This window comes from Anaerococcus sp. Marseille-Q7828 (assembly GCF_949769285.1).
In the GTDB taxonomy this organism is placed as follows: domain Bacteria; phylum Bacillota; class Clostridia; order Tissierellales; family Peptoniphilaceae; genus Anaerococcus.
On the sequence record NZ_OX458331.1, the window covers coordinates 1,906,929 to 1,931,135 of the forward strand.

The window sequence follows — 24,207 nt, forward strand, 5'->3', positions numbered from 1 at the left end:
CTGTTACAAAATGTAGGAGTCCCTTTTACTTTACAATTTTTTAATTAGATTCAATTTTCCATTATCATATGGAGGATATTTCATTTTCATATCCAAGTGTCCATTTGATAGCATTATTGATTTCCTATTTGAGAAGTTTTGGAAACCATAGTATCCGTGGTAGCCTCCTTGGCCACTATAGCCTACCCCACCAAAGGATAAGTTTGGATTTGATACCATCATCAAAGTACCATTTACCATGCCATTGCCAAATTCCATATTGTACATTACCTTTTCTTTGATGCGCTCATCATTGGTAAATAGATAAAGGGCTAATGGTTTTTCTAAAGTCTTAACTTTATACAATATTTCATTTAGATTTGTGTAGGTAATTATAGGGAAAATCGGTCCAAATATTTCTTCTTCCATAAGTTTATTATCAAAATCAACATTATCTACTATAGTAGGTTCTAGTTTTAGTGTCTTTGAATTATACCTACCACCATATATAATATCTTGGCCATCAAGAAGTCCCACCAATTTATACAAGTGATCATCATTTATAATCCTTGGATAGTCACTTGATAAAAGTGGATCTAGACCATAAAACTCAAATAAAGCTTTCTCCAACTCTTCTATAAACTTCTCTTTTATAGATCCATGAACAAGTATATAATCTGGCGATACACAAGTTTGTCCTGCATTTACAGTGTTGCCCCAGGCTATAGATCTTGCAGCAAGACTTATATCAGCATCTCTTTCTACAATAGTAGGAGACTTGCCTCCAAGTTCTAAAGTTACTTTTGAAAGATTCTTGCTGGCCTTTTCCATGATAGTCTTTCCAACAGCGCTTCCACCCGTGTAGAAAATGTGGTCGTAATTGTAGGATAAAAGCTCATCATGGATTACTTGGTCATTATCCACTACATAAATAAATTCAGGGTCAAAATTCTTATTTAGTATTGACCTTATTAATTTTGAAGTTTCTTTTGATTTCCTGCTTGTCTTAAGTATTACAGTATTACCAGCTCCAATAGCCCCAATTAGTGGATCCATAGCAAGTTGGAAAGGATAATTCCAAGGGGATATGATTAGTGTTATTCCCATTGGCTCATATAGGGTGTATGATTTGGCAGGCATAGATGTGATTGGAGTCTTCTCAATTATAGGATTCATCCACTCTTCTAGATTTTCTATGGCCATATCTATTTCTTCATAGAGCATGAGTATTTCTGTTGTGTATGATTCAAAGTTTGACTTGCCCAAATCTTTTGCAAGGGCCATCAAAATATTATCTTCAAACATTTCTATTATAGCGCGCAATTTTTTTAGATTATAAATCCTAAAATCATATGTTTTAGTCTGACCAGAGTAAAAATATTCTCTTTGTAAATTAACTATATTTGCTAAATTCATTATTATCTCCTCGTCTCATAAATAAGTCCTTAGGATATTAATACCCAAGCCAGGCTACAATTTTATTTTATTTAAAAAACCTCAAAATCTATTAGAAAGATTTTGAGGCCAATATTATAAGTTTTCTATAAGTTCTTCAACATCTGGGAGTTCGCTAGCTTCGTAAACTTTTACCCACTTAACTTTTCCTTCTTCATCTATTATGACATTGGCACGTTTGCTCGCACCATTTTCTTCATTAAATAGTCCATAGGCTTTGGTTACTTCTGCATATGGGAAGAAGTCGGATACAATTTTTACGTTGTCAATGCATAAAATATCAGCCCATTTTTGTTTAGCTGGATATGGGTCTATAGAAAGTCCGATTACAACAGTATCGCCTTTTTCTTGAATCCTATCATAATTTCTCTCTAAGCTTCTCATTTGATCTGTACATACAGAAGTGAAAGCTAGAGGGTGCCAGGATAAGATAACTTTCTTGCCCTTTAAATCTGATAACTTAATATCATTTTTTTCTTGATCTTTTAATGTAAATTCTGGTGCCATTTCTGAAACTTTTATTGTCATTATATTCTCTCCTTTATTTGCTTCTTATATATTTATACCCACAAATTTTTACATTGAAAAAGGCCAAGCTAAACTTGGCCAAAATTATTGAAATGCTTATTATAATGTAGCTATAGCTTCTATTTCTATAACTCCACCTAGTGGAAGTGCTCCTACTTGGATAGCAGATCTTGCTGGTTTGTGGTCAGAGAAGTATTCTTTGTAAACTTCGTTTACTGCAGCAAAGTCATTGATGTCAGCTAGGAAAACTGTACATTTGATAACCTTGTCCATGCTTGTACCTGCTTCTTCAAGAATTGCTTTTACATTTTCAAGAGATTGTCTTGCAGCAGCTTTGATTTCTGTTACTAGTTCACCATTTTCTGGATTGATAGAAAGTTGTCCAGATGTGAATACTAGGTTTTCTGTACCTATAGCTTGTACGTATGGACCTACTGCTGCTGGTGCTTTGTCTGTATTATATGCTTTCATTATTAATTCTCCTCTTTAATTGATTTTTAAATAGTCTTCCAATGTCAAGTTATTCTCATAAATCTCTTTGGCATTTTCAACGCCAACGAATCTAAAGTGCCAAGGCTCAGCTTTGTGATTTGTTTTATCCTCTTTGCCCTTTGGATATCTTTCTATAAATCCATATTTGTAGGCATTTTCTATAAGCCACTGGTATTCAGAAGTTTTTTCAAACTTCTCATTATATTTGTTACCTTCTGTAAAAAAGTCAAAGGCTGATCCTAATTGGTGTTCATTTGTGCCAGCAGCAGAGCTATCAATCTCTCCTGCAGCATACATTTTTTCTTCTAAGTCATAACCCCTATAATCAGAAGCAATTTTTAAGTCCATGCCTTCTCTTTGCATGTCTTGTCTTAGAGTTTCAAATGCACGTTTGGCAGTCTTATCTACACCAGGATCAAAATCTCTAGGCAATTTATAATCATCACTAACATAAGTTAGACCATTTATAACTTTAATCTGATTGTCACTTGTAAGTTTTGATAGGCCGTATTTATTGACATAATAATAGGCATCATCGATTTTAACTTTGGTGAAACCATTCTCTGTGCCATAACTAGGCACATAGGAACCCTCTTTGATGAACTTTTCAGTTTTGGAAAAATCATTTGGATATTGGTAGGCATACTGAGTTTTTACACAATATAAATACTCCTGTAGATTATCTTGGTAGCCGTCATCGGATACTTGTAATTTTTCTTCAATATCTGTATCGGCAAAACCAATTTGTGTAGCTACATGGATATCACCATTATTTTCTTCTTTAACTTCTTCCAATAAATTATTTATTTCGCCAGATGCTTGCCTATATTCGGTAGGTCTAGCTATTGTGAAATCATCTTCCTTGTTAAATCCAAAATGTAGAATCCCTGTAAGTGCTAGGGCTGCTACTGTAGTTCTTGTTAAAATCTTCTTTGTTCTTGCTTTTCTTTCTCTTTGTTTAATTCTCTTTTTTTCTCTGATACCTTTATTAGACATATAAAAATCCTATTCATTTATTTCAATCGTTTTATATCAGTAAGTCTAAGGGATAGTATATTAACAAACTTATAAAATATATTCCAATTCTAAAATAGTTTGCTTTACATACTTGGTTAATATTATTATAACACGACTTTGTAATTATGCATAGGGGTTATTTGGCTAAAATCAGACATTTTTCACAAAAAAACGACCAATTAGGTCGAATTTTCGAAAAATTATTAATTTTTTTTATTTTCTTCTAAATATATCTAGGATTCTTTGCAAGTAACTTTTCTCAGAAACCAATTTCTTCCTATCTTCACTCATGGGCTCTCTATTTCTTTTTAGCCTATTTCTTCTTGCAACTTTTTGTGCATTTCTTTCTTCTTCTATGTCAATATTTCTTTTCTTGGCTCTTTCTATCAATGTATCTTGGGCATCTATATTGTTTACATTTTGAACCTTTGTGTACTGACTGTTTGCCAACAATTTTCTAATCTTTACATCATCAGAAAACATAAGGTCGAGGTAATCCATAATTCTCTTCTTGACCTCGTCATCATATATAGGTACAGCAACTTCCATCCTATTTCTGATATTTCTAGTCATAAAGTCAGCTGATGATATATACAACTTAGCGTCCAAATCGCGACCAAATTGATATACCCTAGAGTGTTCCAAGAATCTTCCAACTATCTGGTAAATATTTACATTCTCAGTCCTATTTGGAATATTTGGCAAAATGCAACAAATACCCCTGACAAGCATGTCAATGTGTACACCAGCATTTGACGCTTCGGATAATTTGTCAATTAATTTTCTGTCAGATACAGAGTTTACCTTTATCCTTATATATCCATCGTGGCTTTGCTTTTGTCTTTCTATTTGCTCGTCTATTAGTCTAGCTAGACCTTCTTGCATTGATTTTGGACTAACAAGGAGATTGTCATATTCTCCTTCCAAATTTCCAAGTTGAATATTATCAAATAATTCCTTAGCATCTTGGCCTATTGGACCACTTGCTGTCATAAATGAAAAATCTGTATAAAGCTTTGCAGTCTTCTCATTGTAATTGCCTGTTGCTACTTGGGTGATGTATTCTACATTTTCATTATCATCAACCTTAGTTATCAGGCAAACTTTTGAATGAGTCTTGTAGTTATCAAAACCAAATAATATCTTACAGCCCGCATCTTCTAGTTTTGTTGACCAAAATAGGTTGTTATCTTCATCAAATCTTGCCCTAAGTTCCATCAAAACAGTGACATCCTTGCCATTTTCACTTGCCTTTATCAAAGCTTTGGCAATCTTACTATCTTCTGCTATCCTATATAGGGTGATTTTAATAGAAACTACACTATCATCTTCTGCAGCTTCCTCTAACAATCTTATGACAGGATCCATAGATTCATATGGGAAAGATAGTATTATGTCTTTCTTCTCAATCTGGTCAATCATTTTTTCATTCGGATCAACCATAGCAGAATCTAATGGAGAATATTTATCATAGGTATGGTTGTTTATTATATTTTCTGGCAAGTCCTCGACAAGTCCAAACAGAAATCCTGGTTGCATCAAAGACTTAGTCAAGAAAATATTCTTTTTATCCAGATCAAATTGTGCCTTTAAAAATTCTATAGATTCTTCGCTAAGGTCTTGGTCAACTTCAAGGCGAACCGGATGTAGTCTTTTTCTTTTCTTAAGTTGAGTCTTCATATAGGATCTAAAGTCTTGATCTATATCAAAGTCATCGTCATCATAGGAAATATCAGTATTTCTAGTTAGGGAAATAATATATTTATTTTCTACCTTGTAACCCTCAAAAACTTGGTAGCCATATTCTTTGATAATGTCTTCTATGAATACGAAAGTAGTATCATTGATTTTAAGATATCTTTTTATTCTATCAGGAACTTGGATTAGGCCAACTCTGTCGCTTACTTTGTCGTTGTGTTTTCTTAGAGAAAATAGGACAGATAAGGCCAAATTTGGCAATCTTGGAAATGGGTGAACTCTATCAACTATTTGAAAGTTTAATATTGGTTCAATTTTTGTATTAAAGTAATACTCTACATATTTTTTATCTTTTTCACTTAACTCTGAAACTTTTAATAAGTTGATGCCATTTACCTTGAGGTCATCAACTAATTGGTTGTAAACTTGGTCTTTTTTACGATACAAATCGATACATTCTTTAAGTATTGCATCAATTTGCTCATCACTGGTCATACCTGATTTGTTGTCGACAGGTTTTTTCTTTAGATTTTTAAAGTCAGTAAGACTACCAACCCTAACCATAAAAAACTCTTCAAGGTTGGTGTCAAATATGGAGAAAAATCTTAGCCTTTCAAGCAAGGGAACACTTTTGTCATTAGCTTCTTCAAGTACTCTTTGATCAAATTGCAGCCAAGAAAGCTCTCGGTTTTGCGTAAAAGATATATCAGTCATATTACTTATTCATTCCTTCCTAGTAGTTTACTATATACATACCCTTCTCTTACTCCAGTTTGACTAACTGAGATCTCACTGCAATAAAAATATTTTGCTACACGATTTAAAATAGCCATTCCAGGCAATAGTGTGTGTATTCGGTCTGGTTTAACTTCTAGAATTGAATCAAGTATCTCTCTAGGTTCTTCTTCAATTACTTCTTTTAGCATAGAATTGAACTTATCTTTTTGCATGGTTGTGTTATAAGAATCTAGCTTATAGTATTCATTGTAAAACTTAAGGCTTGCACGGGCAGATCCACCAACCGCACACAGAAGATCGTGTTTTTCCCTATAAAACTTCTTATCTTCAAACATCTTTTTCATATCTGCATCTATGCTTTTTTTCTCAGCTGTAGTCATAAATAGTTGGTCTACATAATCATTGAAAGCTGACAAGGAACCAATAGAAAGAGAAGTAGATTTTATAACCTTATTTTGATCTATAATTACAATCTCACTAGATCCACCACCAATATCAGTAAGTATACCGCGAGATACTTCAATAGATGAACTTGCTCCTATGAAAGCAAGTTTCGCTTCATCTTCACCACTTAATATTTCAATATCTAGGTCGAGCTCTTCTTTCACTCTGGATAAAATTTCAACCCTATTAGCTGCATCTCTTATAGTAGCCGTTGCAAATGGGTGAACTTCATCAATATCTTCAAAATTATCTACTACATTTTTAAACATTCTAAGAACATCTATTAATCTTTGGATGCCCTTTTCCGAAACAACTCCATCCTTAACAAATGATCTTAGTGAAGCTTGCTCTTTCTCATTAAATAAATTGCTTACTTTTTGGCCAACCACCTTATAGACTGAAAGTCTAACAGTGTTTGAACCAATATCTATGACTGCATATATCATTTACAACTCCTTTTCTACTAAATTATAATCGCAATCAATCAAATTTTTTATAATCTTTTCTGTACTAGGATCAACCTTACTCATAAAAATATTCACTGACGAATCTTCATTTTCCGGCAAATCTAACTTGAGATAATCAGCCGGATCAATGATATTAGCCTTATATGTAAGGTTTTTCTTTATAGCATCTGTAATTATAGGATAATGGGTGCAGGCTAAGATGATATTTTCGATTTTTCCCTTATTGGCAATTTCTAAGTATTCCCCCAAGGACTTATCCAATTCATCACCAGATGTCTTGCCATCTTCTATGTAATCTACAAGTTTTATTCCTGCAACTTCATAGACCTTGCTATTATTTTGGATATTATTCTTATAAAAATGACTGTTTATAGTAGCCTTTGTTCCAAGAACCAAAAAATCTCCATCATAAAGCTTTGTAGCTTCTATGCCAGCATCTGTAATGGGATAAAATTTCTTCTTGTACTTATCGCTAAGATGTTTACTAGCCAAAGCCGATATAGTATTACAAGCGATGATATAATAATCTATATCAAATCCTTGTAAAAAATCTACAATTTCTTCAGCAAACTTAATTATCTCAGCCTTATCCCTGTTACCATAAGGTGCTCTTAGGCTATCACCAAAGTAATAATAGTTGGCCTTGTTTGTCTTTATTAACTTTTGTAAAACGGTTAGGCCACCAAGGCCCGAGTCAAATACCCCAATATTTGTCATATAAGTTCCACCTTTTTTACAAAATCATACTTATCTTTTAAATTCTCATAAGCGAGATTATAGGTCTCATCATCTACAAAAATCCCAAAAATAGATGCACCACTACCGCTAATAAGTGTCACTTCAGCACCATTATCTAAAAAATCACCCTTTATATCAAGTAAGTGTGGATAAAGGTCTGTAACAACATCTTCCATGACATTTTCAAAGTAAAAAATAGCAGAATGATCTCCATCTTCTAGCTTTTTAACTATCAAATCATTATCAATATGGCCATCGCCCTTAAGATTTTTATAAACTTCTGCAGATGAAATATGTGTGCCATCGTTGATAAGCAAGATTTTCATATCTAAGTTATTTTCAAATGGAGAGATAATCTCGCCAATCCCCCTAGCTCTAGCAGGAGTATCTGTAAAGAAAAATGGAATATCAGCTCCAAGTCTTGCCCCAATATCCATCATTTCTTGGCTACTTAGAGATAGATCCCAGAGCTCATTTAGACCCTTGATCATCTCTGCTGCATCAGTAGATCCACCAGCAAGGCCAGCAGCTATCGGAATATTTTTAATAAGTTTAACATCAAGTCCAGGATTATCTGTCCTATCCTTTAGCATTTGCCAAACCTTATAAATTAGATTGTCCTCAAGGTCCCCTATATTATCGTTGTTTGAAGAATATAAAAATTGTCCATTATCATTTTTATTAATAATTAATTCGTCAAATAAATTTATACGAGCCATGATAGTATCAATCTCATGATATCCATCAGGCCTTTGATATAAAGAATCTAAAGAAAGATTAATTTTTGCATAACATTTTCTTTTCATTTTCAACCTCAATATAAATTATACAAATATGTTAAAAATTGGCAAAAAAAAAGTGGGAAACCCACTAAATATTTGGTGCAGGATAGAAGACTTGAACTTCCACGACCTAAAAAGCGGCCACAAGATCCTTAGTCTTGCGCGTCTGCCAATTCCGCCAATCCTGCGTAAATACTAATTAAATATACTAGTAAAATTAATTTTTGTCAAGAAAAAAACCAAGATTTATCGAGAAAAACCCATAATATCGAGTTTTCCTCATAAATCTTGGTATTATCTTCTATTAGATGAATAGACCTGCAAATACTACAGATACTATTGTCATTAGTTTTATTAGGATGTTTAGAGATGGTCCAGATGTATCCTTAAATGGATCTCCTACTGTATCTCCAACTACTGCTGCCTTGTGAGCATCAGATCCCTTGCCACCTTCTACACCACTTTCGATGTATTTCTTAGCGTTATCCCAAGCTCCACCAGCGTTTGACATAAATATTGCCATCATTACACCAGTTACAAGAGCACCTGCTAATAGTCCACCTAGGGCTTGTGGTCCAAGGATGAAGCCTACAGCAATTGGTACTAGGATTGCTAATATGCCTGGTATTACCATTTCTCTTAGTGATGCTGTTGTAGAAATTTGGATACAATTTTCATAATCTGGTTCTTTGTTACCAGCTAGTATTTGATCATCTTCTTTAAATTGTCTTCTTACTTCTTCAATCATTTGGCTAGCTGCTTTTCCTACTGAGTTCATTGTTAGAGCTGAAAATAGGAATGGTAGCATAGCTCCTATAAACATACCTGCTACTACTCTACTATCTAGGATAGAGATAGCATCAAGGTTGATTGATTCTGCATAAGTGATAAATAGTGAAAGTGCTGTTAAAGCAGCTGAACCTATAGCAAATCCTTTACCAATAGCAGCTGTTGTGTTACCAATTGAATCAAGTCCGTCTGTGATGTCACGTACGTTTTCTGGTAGGTAGCTCATTTCTGCAATACCACCAGCATTGTCAGTGATTGGTCCGTAAGCATCTACAGTTACTGTAATACCTGTTATTGAAAGCATTCCCACAGCTGCAAGAGCTATACCATATACGCCCATTAGTTTAAATGAAACCATGATAGCAATTGCTATAACTATTATTGGAAATACTGTTGAAAGCATTCCTGTAGAAAGACCAGCTATGATGTTTGTTGCAACACCTGTTGATGATTCTTTTGAGATGTATTTAACGTGTCTGTAATGGTCAGAAGTATAAATTTCTGTCAAAAGTCCAATTGCTATACCAGCAACAAGGCCTGTGATTACAGCAAATGCAGCGTTAAAATCTCCAAAGTATTTATTTGATAAGATAAGTGATCCAACTAATACTATAGCCCCTGAGATGTAAAGAGTATTCATTAATGATTTTTGTGGATTTGGATGTGATTTTGATAAAAACACAAGGCTTGCCACAATTGATGCAGCTATTCCTAGAGCAGCTAAAAATAGAGTAAATCCAAGGCCTGCTTCTGCAAAATACACAATACCTAGAGTCATTGATGAAATGATAGCACCAACATATGATTCAAACAAGTCAGCGCCCATACCAGCAACGTCACCTACGTTATCACCAACGTTATCTGCAATTACTGCAGGGTTTCTTGGGTCATCTTCTGGGATTCCTGCTTCTACCTTACCAACAAGGTCAGCACCAAGGTCAGCTGCTTTGGTATAGATACCACCACCAACTCTTGCAAATAGAGCAACAGATGAAGCTCCTAGTGAGTAACCCATTAAGATTGTTGGATCTTTGTAAAGCATATAAGTAATGATGATACCGATAAAGCCAAGACCAGTAACTGCCATGCCCATTACAGATCCACCAGAAAATGCTACTTTTAATGCTCCATCTTGACCTTTTTCATAAGCCTCATTAGCACATCTAACATTTGATGCAGTTGATACTCTCATACCAATAAAACCTGCAAGCATTGATAATGTAGATCCTATTAGATAGCAAATCATAATCTTTACATTAAAGAATATCAATAAAAGTACTGCTACTACAGCTACAAAGATTGCAATGAATTTGTATTCTCTGCTTAGAAAGGTCATTGCGCCATTTCTAATATAACCAGAAATTTGAACCATGCGGTCATTTCCAGCAGAAAGTGGGTTTATTTTAGCCTTAATAGTAAAAAGCATAAATACAATAGCCAAAATAGCCACGATAAGAGATAAAATCTCTACAGACATAAGTCCCTCCTTATATAATATTATTTAGTTATATTGTAATATTCTTTATGCAATATTACAATATAGATTTATATTATCAAATAAAAATACGCTAAAATTAATGCCAATTGCATATATTTTAGCGCTTTTATGCTTATTGAATGTGTTTTTTTATTTTTTAATTAGTTTTCTTCGTATGGTAATAATGCAACTTGTCTAGCACGTTTAATAGCACGTGTTACTTCTCTTTGATGTTTTGCATTAAGACCTGTAACTCTTCTTGGTAAGATTTTTCCTCTATCTGAGATAAATCTTTTTAAAGTTTCTGTATCCTTGTAATCAATCACTTTTGATGGATCTTTTACAAATGGATCAACCTTTTTTCTTGGTCTAAATCTTCTATTTTGAGCCATGGTATTCCTTTCAAATTATTTCTAGAATGGAATCCTGCCATCATCCTCAATTTCTGTGAAGTCATCATCGAAGAAATCATCACTACTATCAAATCCAGCTTGGTTTTGATTGTTGTAGTTATTATTGTTATAGTTGTTATTGTTTTGGTAGCCAGTTTGTGAGTAATTATTGTTACCATAATCTTGGTTATCACCATAGTTACTATTATTGTAGCCAGATGATTGATTATCAGATCTTGAACCTAAAAACTCAACATTGTTAGCCCATACCTCTGTGGTATAGATAGTTTTGCCAGTTTCCTTATCTTGATAAGAACCTGTGTTTATGCTACCTTCAACAGCGCATTGACTTCCTTTTCTTAAGTATCTTGATGCATTTTCACCTTGCTGACCCCATACTGTAATACGGATAAAATCAGCTGTTGGACGATTTTGAGATTCTGCTTCTTGTCTTTTTTCCCTGCTAAGTCTTTTGTCAACTGCTAGGGTAAATGTAGCAACTGCTTGGTTATTTTGAGTATATCTTAATTCTGGATCTCTAGTAAGTCTTCCAATAAGTATAACTCTATTCATTGATTAGTCCTCTTTTCTGATAACCATGTATCTTAATACAAAATCTGAAAGTCTTAGTCTTCTTTCAAATTCTCTGATATGGTCTGGAAGAGAATCAAATTCTACGATGTAATAATAACCATCTCTGATGTCATTAATTTCGTAAGCTAATCTTCTTTTTCCCCAGTCATCAACGTTAGTAACTGTACCATTTTCTTCTATGATAGTTTTAAATCTATCTAGTAGGTCAGTTCTACCTTGATCAGTCATATCAGGTTTAAAAATTATAACTGCTTCGTATTTATTCATTTTTTCACCTCCCTATGGTCTATGACCCCGTTAATTTCTTACGGAGTAGAGTGTTACTGGTATATTCTACTATCGCTACTATTGGTTGTCAAGGTTAATTTTTCTCATAATCCTATTATTCCTAAGATTAAAATTATTAATGGAAGAGCTACTGCCACTATATAGTCAGTCTTTTTAACATACATTATTTTATAATTTGTTCTATCCTCACCAAATCCTTTTGCTTCCATTGAGGAGGCAATATTATCTGAAAACCTAACAGATCTAACTAAAAGTGTGAATATAGGTCTAATATTTAAAAAACCATGACTCATACTTCGAATATCATAGGATAACTTTATATTCTCCAAATCATTTTTTAAGTTAGGTATCATATTTATAGCTGATAGGATACCATATGCCAAGTTATTAGATAAATTTAATTGCTGAGTGAAGCTATATATAAGTTCTTTAGAGTCAGTCGTCATGGAATATGATATTCCTAAAAGAGCATAAGCTAAAATTTTGGATCCTAGCACTAGACCATTCTCAAAGTTTGCATGTATATTATTATTTATCGATGCTGTTAAACCCGAGGCTGAAAATTTATATCCTGCCATAAAAAAACTTAAAGACAGTAGTAATACAGGTACTAATGCAAGTAAAATACTTTTAAACTTCACTCTCTTAGAAGTTAATAGAAAAATAATTCCTATTCCCGTCACAAAAAAATTGAGCCTATAAGAAGTGAAAAATCCTACTATTAATGAGCTAAGAAAGATACTTATAGTTTTAAAGCTGGGGTTCATCTTATCAAGCAATTTTAATCACCTTTTTATCTGTTATTTTATATTCAAGATCGGCGTATAACTTTACTAAGTTTTTGTCGTGGCTAGTAAAGATGATTGTAATATCTTTGGATAAACGCTTCAAATCATCCATTATGAGACTAGCATTTTTTAGATCCTGACCGTATGTAGGTTCATCAACTAGCAATAAATCTTTATTTAGTGTAAGCATTGTTATTACTGCAAGCCTTCTTTGCTCTCCTTGGGATAGCATCCATGGAGATTTTTCAATATATCTGTCTAGTCTATAAGATTTTAATAATTCCTTGGTTACTTGGCTAACATTTTCATAATCTCTTTCACCAGTAAGTTCCATTAAAACATTGGTAGTTACAAATTGAAGTGTTGGATCTTGAAAAACCAAGCCGATTTTTTTAAGTAACTCTTTTCTTCTGAAGTTCTTTAATTCTTTTCCCCAAATCTTTATCGAACCACCATAAGAGATTTGTTTAAGCAAAACTTTAAATATGGTACTTTTCCCAGCTCCACTATCTCCTGTTAGAGCAATCAACTTTTTTTCTGGGAAGGAAAAAGATGCGTTTTTTATAATTTGATTGATCTTATTATTAGATTTATAGGATAAATTTATGTTATCTGCTTGGATAAAATCATCTGTATGATTTATATTTTTTATCTTAATATTCTCACCATCAATCATCAGCCCATTTTCTATAAAAATTTTCTTCATATCATCACATTGATTTTGAAGTTTGATATTATTGTCTATTATCTCGCCATCTGACCCTAATATGACTACTCTATCTACAAAATCCCAAAGTTCCAACCTATGATCAATTATCAAATAAGAAGAGCCTTCATTTAATCTTTTCCTTATTATTTTTTGCAATTCCGAAGTAGAATCGTCATCTATATTTGCAAAGGGCTCATCTAGCACATAAAGTTGGCTATCAATCATATCTATGGCACAAAAAGCTACTTTTTGTAGTTGGCCACCTGATAGGCTATCAAATTTTTGGTCCAGTAAATCTAATAAACCGTGTTTATTTGCTTGATTTATTGCTAATTTTTCAATACGCTCCCTAGGAGTCTTAAGGTTTTCTAAAACGAATATTAATTCTTCTCTTAAGTTTTGTGTGCAAAGTGACAATCTTGCATTTTGAAATGATACAACTAGATGTTGATAGCGATTATAAGTTTTAAAATTTTCTATGTCCTCATTTGCAATAGTTAATCTGTCAAAGTCTACGTTCGCAGACATATTTTTATAATATCCACTTAAAACAGAAGCAAGAGCTGATTTTCCTGATCCGCTTTTACCACAAAGCAATACTATCTCTCCTTTTTCAATGTTAAGATTTATGTTTTTAAGAACTGGTTCATTCTTAATCCAAAGAGATAAGTTGTCAATTATAAGAAGATTATTAGTTTGTTCTGTCACTGATAACTCCAGTTTGATATAGCTTATCACAAATGAATTTTGCTAAAAAACCTGTAAAAATTAACGAGGATATTAATCTAATTACAAAAATCATTAGAACAATAGATAAATCTAGGGTCCAATATTGGTTCCTAAAACCTGTCCATAAAAAGGTAAATATTGTACAAAATACAGCAGCCATCATTGTAGTTTTATATGAATAGTCTTTATAATTACCTATTTTAAATGCAAGCTCAACTCCAAGACCTTGGATGATACCACTTATTATTACCATTGGTCCAAACATATTTCCTAATAGCACCTCTATAAGTGCAGAAATAACTTCGGTCACTACACCTACCATTGGCTTTTTTATGATATAAGTTGCTGTAACAGCAGCCATAAACCAGATACCATAAAATGGTTCGTAGCCTAGAATCCCATATCCAGATGGTGTTAGACTCGTAGTTGCAAAAGCTCCTAAGTATACTGCTCCTAAATATATTAGCCCATAAATAACAGATAATAGACCCATCAAAACAAAATCACTTGTTTGAAGTTTATTTTTAATCATTATCCTCTCCTAGTTTTTTTCTGGTAAATTGCAAAGTAATTGAGCTTCAATTACAAAGTGACTGACTTTATTTTCTAAATAAGTATAAATATCTGCAAGATATGAAAAAATATCATGAACATCTGCATTTAAAAAAGTTACGTAATGACCTGTCCCTGATATAACACCCATATCTATTCCTCTATTTACAACTGTCTCTATTTCACTCATATAATTATTATCACCAAAAATATATAAAGAAAATTTACCAGTGATATCAAAATGCTTGTCTTTTATATAATCTTCATTTATTTTTTTATCTTCTGCTTCTAATAAATAATCAGCGTCGGTATCTCCTGGGCAGCCCTTAGATAAGGTTAAGTTCATACTCATATGAACATCATTCCTGTATGCATTTATATAAAAAGCTTTAAGAGCATCAAATAAAGCATTGGTTTGGCCCCTGTATACTGTGGATGTATTATCTGTTTGTGTCCATAAGTTCGATGTATCAGTTTTATCTAAAGCCCCTAGGATAATTTCAATAAAATCATCTGACATAGGCGACAGACTAAATCTCGCTCCTGATATACCAAGTTTCGAACCAGATATACCACAGCTGGTATTGGAATAATCAACATAAGCAATTTTTGACATAAAAAAACTCCTTTTCCTCCTTGTATTCGGAAAAAGAGATATCCCCTATCAATCTATCTCCCTACGCAACAATTACGTTGATCAGGTTAGCGGGTATAATCTCAGCATAACGCACCCCGAATATCAAGTACTATTATATTTTTCTGACCTAGTATAGCATAATTTTATTCTCTTATCAAATTTAATTTATCTTTTGAGTAATAAATTGCATTGGCAATTGCACGACTCATAGCATCTGCCGCCATTACTCCAACCATGTTAAGATCGGCAGTAATTTCATTAGTAGCTAGTGAAAAAATTGTATCCCCATCAAAGCCTGTATGAACAGGATTTATAGCTCTTGCAAAGCCATCGTGGGTCATTTGGGCAATCTTTTTAAGTTTAGTCTTATCAAAACTAGCATTTGTTGCAACTATACCTATGGTAGTGTTTTTATTGGCCAAATCTGAAAAATCAGCCATAACCCTGCTCATAGCATCAGTAGTTTTTAGAATTTGTCCATTTGCCATCGGTCCTGCTATTTGGATGTTTTTGTCATAATCATATATATCGCCAAAGGCGTTAACAGCAACTAGGGCCGATACTATTAGGTCACCTTCTTTTATAGTTGCAGAGCCTAAACCAGATTTCATAACATGGTCCATGCCTAGGATTTTGCCAACAGTAGCTCCAGTTCCAGCCCCAATAATCCCTTGTCTATTTTCATCAAAAGATGCATTCTTATAAGCTTCGATACCCATCTTAGCATCTGGTCTAATCTTGCAATCCTTGTAGGCTAGGTCAAATAGGACAGCTTGGCTTACTATTGGAACTATACCTACTCCAACATCTAGACCTTGGCCATCTTCTTCTAGGGCTTTCATCACTCCACTTGCAGCATCCAAGCCATAAGCTGATCCGCCACTTAGTATTATTGCATTTACAGATTCGACAGTGTTAATCGGATCTAATAAATCAGTTTCACGAGTTCCTGGAGCTGATCCTCTTACTTCAACAGAGCAGGTATTGCCTTTTGGCGGTATCAAAACACTAAGGCCTGTACCTGCTTCCAAGTTTTGGGCATGTCCTATCTTTATTCCCTTTATATCAGTAATATATCCTTCATACATTTTTATTTTCCTTTAACTATTCTCCAATATCTTCATTCCTATACTTATCCATCATCTGACCAAAAACTTCGGCACTTGATGGTGGAGTATAGCTGATAGCATTGGCTCCTGCTTTAATAGTTTCTAGTATTTGTTCGCCATTCTTACCACCTGTTGCAATTATTGGGAATTTGGGACCAATATCTGCCCTAATCTCCCTAAGTAAATCTGCTGTATACTTTCCGCCAGAAACGTTAAGAACCTCTGCCCCTGCCTCAATCTTACCAATATAATCGTCATTTAGACTGGTAACAGTTGCTATTACTGGTATGTCAATAAAATCAGCAATTTCTTTGATGTCCGTATTTGGCATAGGAGAATTTACAACAACTCCATAGGCTCCTGCAAGCTCTGCGTCAATCGCTATATATTTACTCCTTAAACCTTGGGTGGTACCCCCACCAACTCCTACAAAACAAGGTACATTTGATACACTAAGTATGGCATCAGAGATTGACCTTTGTGGAGTGTATGGATAAACAGCCATCACGCTATCAGCGTTGGAATTTCTAATGATAGCTAAGTCTGTTGTAAAAAGTAGTGACTTAATTCTTTTCTCAAAAATTTTGATCCCAGAAGCTTGGTATACTTCCTCAGGAACAGTAATAAATGATTTTCTTAACTTCGAATGAACTTGTGGTATGTATTTTTCTTTTTTCTCAGTCATAGGCTTCCTTTCATTTCTTTATCATACTAATTACATACCCTAGGATATGCGCCTTAATCTAAAATGTAGACTAAAAAATGAAGCTAAATCCATAATTAGATTGTAGCTTCATTTACAATTATCAATCCTTGTTAAAAATATCTCTTGTATAGACTTTGTCTTTGACATCCAAAAGCTCATCGGCTAATCTATTAGCGACTATGATATCTAGCTTTTTGAACTCTTCCAGGTCATTTTCTACCCTTAAACCTTCAAAATAATTTTCAGCAAGATTTGGCTCATAGATTATGACCTCTGTCTTATCTTTGATATTTTCTATGACATCAAAAATGGCAGATTTTCTAAAATTATCAGAATCCTTTTTCATTACCAAACGGTAGATGCCAACTGTCTTTGGCTTATCTCTAAGGATCCTATCGCTTATATAATCTTTTCTGATTTGATTGGATTCGATTACTGCACCAAACATTGAATTTGGAACATTTTCAAAATTTGCATAAAGTTGCTTGCTATCTTTTGGCAGACAATAGCCACCATAACCAAAGGATGGATTGTTGTAATAATTGCCTATCCTTGGATCAGTAGAAACACCCTCTATAATATCTTTTGTAGAAAGACCTTTGATTTCTGCAAAGGTGTCAAGCTCGTTAAAATATGATACACGCATAGCAAGATAGGTATTTGCAAATAATTTTACTGCCTCAGCTTCTGTCGAATCCATATATAAAACTTCAGGATTGTTAAGAGCCTGGTCTTGGTATAGCTTGGCAATATTTTGACCTAATTTTGTTTTGTCACCCACAATTATCCTTGATGGATTTAGGCTATCGTAAAGAGCCTTGCCTTCCCTAAGGAATTCTGGTGAAAATATTATATTGTCACTATCATATTTCTTTCTTTGGCCTGCTGTATATCCGACAGGAATAGTTGATTTGATCAAAATTGGCAAATCACTATTTATTTTTTTTATATTTCCTATTGCCTCATCTACAAAAGATGTATCAAAGAATTTAGTCTCCTCATCATAATTTGTTGGCAAGGCAAGTATAGCCAAGTCAGCATCTTTCAAATCTTCTTCATAATCTTTTTGTGCTGTGAAATCTAATTCTTTTTCTGCTAGGTAGCTTTCTATATATTCATCTTTTAGAGGTGATTTTTTATTATTAATTAAATTTATTTTTTCTTCATTAACTTCTATACCAATAACTTGGTTTGATTGGCTAAGCAAGATAGCGTTGGCCAAACCTACATAACCCAATCCAAATACTAAAATTTTCATAAACTCTCCTTGTTAATAGATATATTTTACAAGTTTATAAATACATTACAAATTAATTTGTTAACTTATTATTTTTAATAAAAGCAACAAATTCATAGGGTCTTAATAGTAGGTTTTTTACTATTCTTCTTTTGCCATAGTTACCAATTAAATAAGAAAAGTCGTATAGGTCTAGGAAATGAAACCTGATGTCTACTAGTACTTCCTTCTGGCTGAAATTACCAAAAACAAGGACCTTTTCTCCATCATAGCTTCTTATATAAGCATAGATATCCGAATCATTTACAAAAATTTGCCTGTAACTACCCATACTTAGTGCAGGTATTGAGTTTTTGTAGGATAATATATACTTATAGAAGTCCCTGATGCTTTTGCTATAACTGGAAAATTTATAAGCATTTGTATTATTAATACCACTTGCAAAACCAAGTTCTTCCAAGCTTTTTATCATCACCGCTCCCCTGTGAAAATAGCTTATGCCACAAAGAAGGCTCACAGACTGGTAGGGGTAATTCTTTGTATTTGTAAAGGATTGGAAGCTCTGGTCTAGTTTTATTATTTGATTAATATTTTGGTTATTTTCCATAGCTTGGATTGTCGCTGTATACTTCTTATATTCTATGAAAGATAAGACCTCATTATCTATATCAACATATGAAAAATTATTATAGATAGGATTTGATAGGTAGTTTAAGTAATATGGATTTTTACTAGTTTCCACTATGCTAACAATCCCATCTTTGTTAATAGTATTTTTACTAAACTCTTTTATTAAAGAAAGATAAGAATTATCGTCTATCAATTCATCAAGACTTGTAAAATAAAAACCACTTATGCCACGTTTTACCAAAAAATTTATAAATTGATAAAAGGAATTTCTAATCTTGGGGTTTGACCAAGCAAAATCTTCTCCTATAAGCTTTTTAAGGATAATTGCTATGTCTATATTTAAAAACAATCTTATGCTATTTGTCTTCAAATAAGAAGCCAAGGAGAAAAGTTGATCCAACTCTTCTAAATTTTCAAAATTATCTAGCAAAATTCCATTAACACTAATATCTCTATAGTATTTGATGGTTTTTATATCTTTTATTTTATATTCTTTATAAATAATCAGATTTTCCATATATACCTCATTTATATGTTACATTTTTCCTGTAATATATAAAGAAGCTGGGTATAGTAATATAATTACGAAAAGAGGTATGAATGTTAGAACTAAAAAATATTTCTAAAATATATAAGACAGGCGACTTCGAACAAGTTGCCTTAGATGATGTATCTATAGCCTTTAGGGAGAATGAATTTGTCTCTATTTTGGGCCAATCTGGTGGTGGCAAAACCACCCTTTTAAATATAATTGGTGGTCTAGATCATTACACTAGCGGAGATTTATTGATAGATGGTAAGTCTACAAAAGATTTTACAGATAATGATTGGGACTACTATAGGAATGTATCAATAGGCTTTGTATTCCAATCCTACAATCTAATAAGCCACCAAAGTATACTTTCAAATGTCGAACTTGCCCTTACCCTATCTGGGGTTAGCAAAGATAATAGAAGAAAAAGAGCAGTAGAAGCCTTGGAGAAGGTCGGCTTAAAAGATCATATAAAGAAAAAACCAGCAGAGCTTTCAGGTGGACAAATGCAAAGAGTAGCTATAGCCCGTGCTCTTGTTAACAATCCAGAAATTGTCCTTGCCGATGAGCCAACTGGAGCTTTGGATAGCGAGACTAGCAAGCAGATAATGGATTTGCTTAAAGAAATAGCCAAAGATAGGCTTGTGATAATGGTAACCCACAATCCAGACTTAGCCAAATCCTACTCAAATAGGATTATAAATATCAAAGATGGACAAATTATCGGCGATTCCAACCCTTATAAAATAGAAGAAAAAAGTAATAAATTTTCTCCAAAGAGAATAAAACTAGCCCTTCCTACAGCTATAAGCCTTTCTTTTAATAACCTCCTTACGAAAAAGGCAAGAACCTTACTTACTGCCTTTGCTGGATCTATTGGAATAATAGGCATAGCCCTCATTCTTTCCATTTCTACAGGAGCCAATGACTTTATAGAAGATAGCCAGAGAAAGGCACTTAAATCTTATCCAATACAGATTAAAAAGGAATCGATTAATATAAGCGAGATGATCACTCCTCCAAAGACTGAAGAGAAAAACCATAAAGATGATAAGATCTATACCAACAATTTTGTCATTGACCGTAGGTCTGACTTTGCTTCAAATGTAAGGGAAAACAACCTCACTCCTTTTAAGAATTTTATAGAAGAAAACAAGGGAGAATTGGAAGAAAATATAGGACCTCATTTCATATCTTATATCTATGATATGAATTTTGATATATTCACCAAGGACCCAGCTGATGAGCTAATCAACACCAATGGAGAAGACTTTGAGGAAAATAGGCAACCAGAAATAGCCAAATTCCTTGCCCCAAGCCAGGATAATAAGAACTTTAGCCAGCTAATTACAAGTCCTGACGGCAATATAAGCCCAATTATTAGTGATGAATACGAAATAATAGAAGGCAAATGGCCAGAAAAAGCTGATGAACTAGTCCTATTTACTGATTATAATAATGAAATCCTAACTTCTGCTATCTATGAACTAGGATTTTTGCCAGGTAAAGACTACAAGGAAATTCTAGCAAAACTTGATAATAACGAAAAAGTTGACCTTGATCAAGTAGGGATAGATCCATCTAGTATTATTGGTCACGAGTATAAAATAGTTTCCCCAGCTGATTATTACGAAAAATCAGGCGATTCTTTTATAAATGTAAAAGATGACCAAGTCAAAGTTGATGAAATAGTAAAAAATGCTTTCACAGCCAAAATCGTAGGTATAGCAAAGAGAAAAACCAATGACGATAATCAAGTAGTAAGTGCACCTATAGGATTTACCGACGGACTTACAGATGAGATGATTGGACATGCAAATGACACAGAAATTGTCAAAGCCCAACTTGAAAACAAGGATAAAAACGTCCTAAATAACCTGCCATTTAGGGCAAAAAATGACAAAGAAAAAGAAGATGCTGCAAGGTATTTCTTGGAGAATCTAAACGAAAAAGATAGTCTATCCTTCTCTACTTGGATAGTAAGAAAGAAACCTCAAATAGCCGAAGAAGCTCAAAAGAAAGCTGAGCAAATGCAAGGTGCTCAAATGCCTCCTATGGCCAATGGCCAAATGAAAGATAATGATTTGACCAAAGAAGATTTGCCAAAACAAAATCAACTTGCTCAATATGTTCTTGATGAAAATAAGCCAGAAACCTTAAAAGATATCTATGAAGAATTCTTATCTGGAAATTCTTATAGGAAAAATTTAGAAGCTCTTGGAGTGGTAAGTAAGGATGCCCCAAGTGAAATTGACATCTATGTAGAAAACTTTGAAAATAGGGAAAATATCAAAAATATAATTGATGGCTACAACATGGATAAAGATTCCAAGGAAGAGATCACCTATACAGACTTTATAGGCCTCATAACAAAATCTGTCACAGATATCATAAACGCCATATCCTATATACTGATTGCCTTTGTAGGAGTTAGCTTGATAGTTTCTTCAATAATGATAGGAATCATAACCTATATCTCAGTGCTTGAAAGAACCAAGGAAATAGGAATCCTAAGGTCCATCGGTGCAAGCAAGTCTGATATTAGAAAAGTATTTATGTCTGAAACTTTCATTATCGGTCTCTTGTCAGGAATCATAGGTGTTGGAGTAACTATGCTAGTAAATATTCCAATTACAAATCTGATTAGAAATCTAACTGGTGTAAGTGATATAGCATCTAAATTGCCCTACGGTGCCGCAGGAATCTTGCTATTAATTTCTGTCGTACTTACCTTGATTGCAGGCATAATTCCATCATCAATGGCAGCCAAAAAAGACCCAGTTGAGGCCTTAAGAGAAGAATAAATTTACAGACGAAAAAGACGAGGATTTTTAAAATCTCGTCTTTCTCTAATGGAAGGCTTATGCATAAAGATCTATTTAATTAGTTTTCTCACCCATTTTCATTTCTACAAAACTTCTAAACATGCTGTGAGCTGCTGTTGCGAAGTCTTGGCTAGCTTGATCAAATGGTATGTCTGTATGGTATACTAGGTCGTTTTCTATATAGAATAGATAGTTTGCCTTTACATTGCCATCTTTATCTTGGCTAGGAATCATAATTTCAATCCCTGCCTTATCATCAATAGGCATGTATGCAAGTGACAATGGTTTTGCTGGTGACCTATCTACATCTGTAATAGTTTTTAGCGTTTCGACATCTTCATCATTTATTACTTCATTTGGCATAACATTATAAAATGCAGCAGACAAACTTGCAAGGCTTAGCTTTTCTTCAAAGAAATTTAATGTAATATCGAGGTCGTAAGTTTGACCAACATCTGCATCTTCGAATTTGTCGTATCTATGAACAGCTATTACATCATCTTCTTTAACATTTATAATTTCTTTCTCATAATATCCCTTTAGATATTTATCTACATCTTCTAGGCTATCACCATTAGATTCTGCTAGGAAAATATTTTGGAACCTAGCTTTTTCTATTAAATTCAAGAAATTCTCTGGAGTTTTTTTATTCTCATTTTTTGATGAAATCTTAGAAGCTATGCTCTTTACAGCATCCTTATCCATAGGTCCATCAGAAACTGCTTCAGAAATCTCTGTTCTCTCTGAGTCATCAATTATAGAAACTGGCTCAAACATAGAATCATCAACTTCGTTATAGTCAGTAAATAAGGTATTTACTATCATCTTTAATTGTCCATTACCAATAGTCATCACCAATCTATCAGGAAGATTGTCATCATCTAAATATGATATGACAATTTTTTCCTCAAAGTTACCTTGGCCAGATTCATCAGCTTTTATATTATAATCATCTCTAAATAGTTCTAAAAGCTCACCAAGTTCATCCGTTTTGTAGTATAGGTGAGTATGACCATTACTATCTTCATAGGCTTCTAGCTTGTCAGAAATCGCATTAATATGGCTCATCAGACTATATATTTCTGGATTTAGACTTATCTCTGCATAATCTTGATCAGTATCACTACCTTTTGGACTACCATCTTGGTCAAAGTTATAAAATTGATATTCAGAATCCGGATTATTTGTAATCAGCAATTCATCAATGCTCTTTAGACCATTGTTGTCGTATTCTAAACTTGCAAAGTGACCAGAAAATAATTCCTCGTCCTCATACTCTACACCACCATAAAACTTCTGGGCAGACTGTTCACTATCATTTCCTACAACAAGGTAGTTAGTAAATAAGAGATTTTCTAGCTTTTCATCAAAGAATTCATCAACTAGTTCTTTTGGATCCTTGTCACTTTTTTCAAGTCCAAGGCTAGAAGGATCCTCATCTGAAATATCCATAAGATCTCCTTTGAGCACGTCAAAGTCACTTGCAGTGATTAAATCAGATTCTTCCTTATTTCCTTTATCGTCAGTCTCTTCTTTTTTATCTTCATCCTTCTCTTCAACAGAATTATCATCTTCTTGGTCTGTTTTTTCTTGGGATTCTCTTGTGTCTTCTATATCTTTGTATTCCTTAGTTTCTTCTTCACTAATACTTGCAACTTCTTCTATATTTTCAGTTTTTTTATTAACTTTTTCAGTATTTGTACAGGCCGTAAGTAAAGAAATACTTAGAGCCGCCAATAAAATCTTAGAATATTTCATTTTCCCTCCTTTAATTTTATCTTGATAATTCTATACCCGATTATTTATAATTATAACAATTAAATTTGTTATATAAAATTACTTAATTTCTTTTTATCAATAAACTATCTATAGCTG

22 protein-coding genes, 1 tRNA gene and 1 riboswitch are annotated in these 24,207 nt (G+C 33.4%); of the genes, 1 reads left to right on the forward strand and 22 read right to left on the reverse strand.

Annotated features, from left to right (window positions below; genetic code table 11):
• Positions 1-30 precede the first annotated feature (30 nt).
• The 21 genes from QNH69_RS09130 to QNH69_RS09230 form a co-directional block, all read right to left on the reverse strand.
• Entirely contained in the window at positions 31-1,395 is a 1,365-nt protein-coding gene (locus tag QNH69_RS09130) for an aldehyde dehydrogenase family protein (protein ID WP_282930147.1), read from the reverse strand.
• Between the two features lie 114 nt (positions 1,396-1,509).
• Positions 1,510-1,962 carry a redoxin domain-containing protein gene (locus tag QNH69_RS09135; protein WP_282930148.1) on the reverse strand — a complete coding sequence of 151 codons (453 nt, stop codon included), beginning with the start codon at positions 1,960-1,962 and terminating at the stop codon, positions 1,510-1,512.
• A gap of 99 nt (positions 1,963-2,061) precedes the next feature.
• Positions 2,062-2,433, reverse strand: a complete 372-nt coding sequence (locus QNH69_RS09140; protein WP_044567477.1) for a RidA family protein — start codon at positions 2,431-2,433, stop codon at positions 2,062-2,064.
• A 15-nt stretch (positions 2,434-2,448) separates the two neighbouring features.
• Positions 2,449-3,450, reverse strand: coding sequence for a M15 family metallopeptidase (locus QNH69_RS09145; protein ID WP_282930149.1), 1,002 nt, complete (start codon positions 3,448-3,450; stop codon positions 2,449-2,451).
• Positions 3,451-3,684: 234 nt separating this feature from the next.
• Positions 3,685-5,883 (reverse strand): RNA degradosome polyphosphate kinase, encoded by a 2,199-nt coding sequence (locus tag QNH69_RS09150; RefSeq protein ID WP_282930150.1) that lies wholly within the window; start codon positions 5,881-5,883, stop codon positions 3,685-3,687.
• A 5-nt stretch (positions 5,884-5,888) separates the two neighbouring features.
• Positions 5,889-6,797: an exopolyphosphatase gene (locus QNH69_RS09155; protein WP_044567471.1), complete on the reverse strand. Its 909-nt coding sequence runs from the start codon at positions 6,795-6,797 to the stop codon at positions 5,889-5,891.
• Positions 6,798-7,535 (reverse strand): glutamate racemase, encoded by a 738-nt coding sequence (gene murI / locus QNH69_RS09160; protein ID WP_282930151.1) that lies wholly within the window; start codon positions 7,533-7,535, stop codon positions 6,798-6,800.
• On the reverse strand, positions 7,532-8,362 hold the full coding sequence (gene ispE, locus QNH69_RS09165) for a 4-(cytidine 5'-diphospho)-2-C-methyl-D-erythritol kinase (protein ID WP_282930152.1): 831 nt from the start codon (positions 8,360-8,362) through the stop codon (positions 7,532-7,534). The genes murI and ispE overlap by 4 nt, the downstream gene beginning before the upstream one ends.
• Before the next feature lie 73 nt (positions 8,363-8,435).
• A tRNA-Leu gene (locus tag QNH69_RS09170) sits at positions 8,436-8,526 on the reverse strand.
• A 116-nt stretch (positions 8,527-8,642) separates the two neighbouring features.
• Complete coding sequence (locus tag QNH69_RS09175) at positions 8,643-10,604, reverse strand: sodium-translocating pyrophosphatase (protein ID WP_282930153.1); 1,962 nt, start codon at positions 10,602-10,604, stop codon at positions 8,643-8,645.
• A 161-nt stretch (positions 10,605-10,765) separates the two neighbouring features.
• Positions 10,766-10,996, reverse strand: a complete 231-nt coding sequence (rpsR, locus tag QNH69_RS09180) for a 30S ribosomal protein S18 (protein ID WP_044567459.1) — start codon at positions 10,994-10,996, stop codon at positions 10,766-10,768.
• 21 nt (positions 10,997-11,017) lie between these two features.
• The gene (locus tag QNH69_RS09185) at positions 11,018-11,569 is read right to left on the reverse strand and encodes a single-stranded DNA-binding protein (protein WP_282930154.1); all 552 of its coding nucleotides are present in this window, start codon (positions 11,567-11,569) and stop codon (positions 11,018-11,020) included.
• Positions 11,570-11,572: 3 nt separating this feature from the next.
• The gene (gene rpsF, locus QNH69_RS09190) at positions 11,573-11,857 is read right to left on the reverse strand and encodes a 30S ribosomal protein S6 (RefSeq protein ID WP_073997455.1); all 285 of its coding nucleotides are present in this window, start codon (positions 11,855-11,857) and stop codon (positions 11,573-11,575) included.
• Between the two features lie 104 nt (positions 11,858-11,961).
• Complete coding sequence (locus tag QNH69_RS09195) at positions 11,962-12,645, reverse strand: energy-coupling factor transporter transmembrane component T (protein WP_282930201.1); 684 nt, start codon at positions 12,643-12,645, stop codon at positions 11,962-11,964.
• 4 nt (positions 12,646-12,649) lie between these two features.
• Positions 12,650-14,083: an ABC transporter ATP-binding protein gene (locus QNH69_RS09200; protein ID WP_282930155.1), complete on the reverse strand. Its 1,434-nt coding sequence runs from the start codon at positions 14,081-14,083 to the stop codon at positions 12,650-12,652.
• Positions 14,067-14,636, reverse strand: a complete 570-nt coding sequence (locus QNH69_RS09205; RefSeq protein WP_044567449.1) for an ECF transporter S component — start codon at positions 14,634-14,636, stop codon at positions 14,067-14,069. The genes QNH69_RS09200 and QNH69_RS09205 overlap by 17 nt, the downstream gene beginning before the upstream one ends.
• A gap of 9 nt (positions 14,637-14,645) precedes the next feature.
• Positions 14,646-15,272: a YkoF family thiamine/hydroxymethylpyrimidine-binding protein gene (locus QNH69_RS09210; protein WP_044567447.1), complete on the reverse strand. Its 627-nt coding sequence runs from the start codon at positions 15,270-15,272 to the stop codon at positions 14,646-14,648.
• 41 nt (positions 15,273-15,313) lie between these two features.
• A riboswitch (TPP riboswitch) is annotated at positions 15,314-15,401 on the reverse strand.
• A 35-nt stretch (positions 15,402-15,436) separates the two neighbouring features.
• Positions 15,437-16,381, reverse strand: coding sequence for a P1 family peptidase (locus QNH69_RS09215; protein ID WP_282930156.1), 945 nt, complete (start codon positions 16,379-16,381; stop codon positions 15,437-15,439).
• Between the two features lie 16 nt (positions 16,382-16,397).
• Positions 16,398-17,087, reverse strand: coding sequence for a hydrolase (locus tag QNH69_RS09220; protein WP_282930157.1), 690 nt, complete (start codon positions 17,085-17,087; stop codon positions 16,398-16,400).
• A 121-nt stretch (positions 17,088-17,208) separates the two neighbouring features.
• Positions 17,209-18,366 carry a nucleotide sugar dehydrogenase gene (locus QNH69_RS09225; RefSeq protein WP_282930158.1) on the reverse strand — a complete coding sequence of 386 codons (1,158 nt, stop codon included), beginning with the start codon at positions 18,364-18,366 and terminating at the stop codon, positions 17,209-17,211.
• A gap of 52 nt (positions 18,367-18,418) precedes the next feature.
• Positions 18,419-19,492 (reverse strand): alpha-glucosidase C-terminal domain-containing protein, encoded by a 1,074-nt coding sequence (locus tag QNH69_RS09230; RefSeq protein ID WP_282930159.1) that lies wholly within the window; start codon positions 19,490-19,492, stop codon positions 18,419-18,421.
• An 83-nt stretch (positions 19,493-19,575) separates the two neighbouring features.
• Between QNH69_RS09230 and QNH69_RS09235 the strand changes: the two genes are divergently transcribed.
• Complete coding sequence (locus tag QNH69_RS09235) at positions 19,576-22,311, forward strand: ABC transporter ATP-binding protein/permease (protein ID WP_282930160.1); 2,736 nt, start codon at positions 19,576-19,578, stop codon at positions 22,309-22,311.
• A 75-nt stretch (positions 22,312-22,386) separates the two neighbouring features.
• Here QNH69_RS09235 and QNH69_RS09240 read toward each other — a convergent pair whose 3' ends face one another.
• Positions 22,387-24,090 carry a hypothetical protein gene (locus QNH69_RS09240; protein WP_282930161.1) on the reverse strand — a complete coding sequence of 568 codons (1,704 nt, stop codon included), beginning with the start codon at positions 24,088-24,090 and terminating at the stop codon, positions 22,387-22,389.
• Positions 24,091-24,207: the final 117 nt, after the last annotated feature.

Coding starts and splice junctions, on each gene's coding strand:
- QNH69_RS09130 (WP_282930147.1), bottom strand. CDS start 1,395: ATGAATTTAGCAAATATAGTTAATTTACAAAGAGAATATTTTTACTCT.
- QNH69_RS09135 (WP_282930148.1), bottom strand. CDS start 1,962: ATGACAATAAAAGTTTCAGAAATGGCACCAGAATTTACATTAAAAGAT.
- QNH69_RS09140 (WP_044567477.1), bottom strand. CDS start 2,433: ATGAAAGCATATAATACAGACAAAGCACCAGCAGCAGTAGGTCCATAC.
- QNH69_RS09145 (WP_282930149.1), bottom strand. CDS start 3,450: ATGTCTAATAAAGGTATCAGAGAAAAAAAGAGAATTAAACAAAGAGAA.
- QNH69_RS09150 (WP_282930150.1), bottom strand. CDS start 5,883: ATGACTGATATATCTTTTACGCAAAACCGAGAGCTTTCTTGGCTGCAA.
- QNH69_RS09155 (WP_044567471.1), bottom strand. CDS start 6,797: ATGATATATGCAGTCATAGATATTGGTTCAAACACTGTTAGACTTTCA.
- murI (WP_282930151.1), bottom strand. CDS start 7,535: ATGACAAATATTGGGGTATTTGACTCGGGCCTTGGTGGCCTAACCGTT.
- ispE (WP_282930152.1), bottom strand. CDS start 8,362: ATGAAAAGAAAATGTTATGCAAAAATTAATCTTTCTTTAGATTCTTTA.
- QNH69_RS09175 (WP_282930153.1), bottom strand. CDS start 10,604: ATGTCTGTAGAGATTTTATCTCTTATCGTGGCTATTTTGGCTATTGTA.
- rpsR (WP_044567459.1), bottom strand. CDS start 10,996: ATGGCTCAAAATAGAAGATTTAGACCAAGAAAAAAGGTTGATCCATTT.
- QNH69_RS09185 (WP_282930154.1), bottom strand. CDS start 11,569: ATGAATAGAGTTATACTTATTGGAAGACTTACTAGAGATCCAGAATTA.
- rpsF (WP_073997455.1), bottom strand. CDS start 11,857: ATGAATAAATACGAAGCAGTTATAATTTTTAAACCTGATATGACTGAT.
- QNH69_RS09195 (WP_282930201.1), bottom strand. CDS start 12,645: ATGAACCCCAGCTTTAAAACTATAAGTATCTTTCTTAGCTCATTAATA.
- QNH69_RS09205 (WP_044567449.1), bottom strand. CDS start 14,636: ATGATTAAAAATAAACTTCAAACAAGTGATTTTGTTTTGATGGGTCTA.
- QNH69_RS09210 (WP_044567447.1), bottom strand. CDS start 15,272: ATGTCAAAAATTGCTTATGTTGATTATTCCAATACCAGCTGTGGTATA.
- QNH69_RS09215 (WP_282930156.1), bottom strand. CDS start 16,381: ATGTATGAAGGATATATTACTGATATAAAGGGAATAAAGATAGGACAT.
- QNH69_RS09220 (WP_282930157.1), bottom strand. CDS start 17,087: ATGACTGAGAAAAAAGAAAAATACATACCACAAGTTCATTCGAAGTTA.
- QNH69_RS09225 (WP_282930158.1), bottom strand. CDS start 18,366: ATGAAAATTTTAGTATTTGGATTGGGTTATGTAGGTTTGGCCAACGCT.
- QNH69_RS09230 (WP_282930159.1), bottom strand. CDS start 19,492: ATGGAAAATCTGATTATTTATAAAGAATATAAAATAAAAGATATAAAA.
- QNH69_RS09235 (WP_282930160.1), top strand. CDS start 19,576: ATGTTAGAACTAAAAAATATTTCTAAAATATATAAGACAGGCGACTTC.
- QNH69_RS09240 (WP_282930161.1), bottom strand. CDS start 24,090: ATGAAATATTCTAAGATTTTATTGGCGGCTCTAAGTATTTCTTTACTT.